Consider the following 1,589-nt stretch of genomic DNA (forward strand, 5'->3'; position numbering starts at 1 on the left):
TTTAGTACCATATAAGTGTAAGAGATAAAGCATTTCATCAGTGCTTTACCTTCTGCACTTATTTTTTTATGATAAGGGAGTAATTGGTCTGGCGAGGCGCTTTTTGGATTAACCACATCCGTCATAAAAACCGTCAACCACCCCTTATTATAAGCAGTCGTTTAAGCAGGTTGAAACCCGTAAGGTGCTTTCGTGTAACGAACTAAAATGAGTGGTAATAAGTGTGGATGGGACAATTACAGATTTATTTTGGAGGTTACAGATGATAAGTGTAGGAATTGATGTGTCAAAAGAAAAAAGTACCGTATGTATCTTGAAGCCTTATGGTGAGGTTGTGAGCAGGCCTTTTGAAGTCTGTCATGTGGAGAAAGAACTGTCCGAACTGACTTCCATGCTGCTGCGTCTGAATGATGATGTTCGTGTAGTTATGGAAGCCACCGGGATCTACCATTTGCCTGTATTATGCTATCTGAAAGAAAAGGGGCTGTTTGTGGCAGTGGTCAATCCATTTGAAATGAAGGAATACCGCTGTCAGGGGTTAAGACGTGTGAAAACGGATAAGCAGGATGCCATTACAATCTCTAACTATGGGATTGACCATTGGTACAAGCTGAAGAACTATGAGGCAGAAGAAAGCGTCTATGCGGAGCTGAAGCTTTTGGGAAGGCAGTACCGTCACTATATGCGGATGCGTGTGGAAAGCGTGTTGGAACTGACTCATCTTCTGGACTATACGATGCCTGGGATCAAAACGCTGCTGAAAGGCTGGAATGAAACAAATGGGAAAGATAAACTGGGGGATTTTGCGGAAGAATACTGGCATTATGACAATATCACGAAGAAATCGGAGGAACAGTTTATAAAGAGTTATTTAAAATGGGCAAAAGAGAAGGGATACCACCAGAGCCAGGATAAAGCCGTCAAGATTTATGCGCTGGCAAAAGAAGGCATCCCCACAGTATCCTCCGATACCCCATCGACCAAAATGCTGGTACAGGAGGCAGTACGGGTGTTACGAGAAGTCGATAACACTCTGATGACTATTCTAACACAGATGCAGGCATTGGCCAAGAGTCTGCCGGAATATCCGGTTGTCAGGGCAATGGGAGGTGTTGGAAATGTCCTTGCGCCTAAATTGATTGCAGAGATTGGGGATGTGAGAAGATTCCATAGCGGAAAAGCCCTGATAGCCCACGCAGGAATCGACGCGCCGCCATATCAATCAGGGCAGTTCATTGGAACAGAGAGAAAAATATCCAAGAGAGGATCTTCCAGTTTGCGTAAGATCGGATATGAAGTGATGAGATGCCTGAAAACACATAAAGAACCAGAAGATGCGGCAGTATATAGATTTATTTTGAAGAAAGAAAAAGAAGGAAAGTCAAAACGTGCAGCAAAAATAGCGGGATTAAATAAATTCCTTAGGATTTATTACGCACGTGTGATGGAAGTATACCAGAAGTAAAAAAACTAAAACAGAGGATATGGCAGACCGGATTTTCCACCGGTCTAATTGTCGTGGGAAAAATTCATACCCCAAATTTATTTAAAAACCTGCTAAAAAGTCTTGACTTTTGTTAGCAGGTTTT

The 1,589-nt window shown here is 42.5% G+C and carries 1 protein-coding gene; it reads left to right on the plus strand.

Translation table 11 applies throughout. The features are described from left to right. The first annotated feature begins 262 nt into the window (after positions 1–262). The gene (locus D7Y06_RS25040) at positions 263–1,465 is read left to right on the plus strand and encodes an IS110 family transposase (RefSeq protein WP_120410177.1); all 1,203 of its coding nucleotides are present in this window, start codon (positions 263–265) and stop codon (positions 1,463–1,465) included. Positions 1,466–1,589: the final 124 nt, after the last annotated feature.

Source organism: Roseburia sp. 1XD42-69 (assembly GCF_003612565.1).
GTDB lineage: Bacteria > Bacillota > Clostridia > Lachnospirales > Lachnospiraceae > Roseburia_B.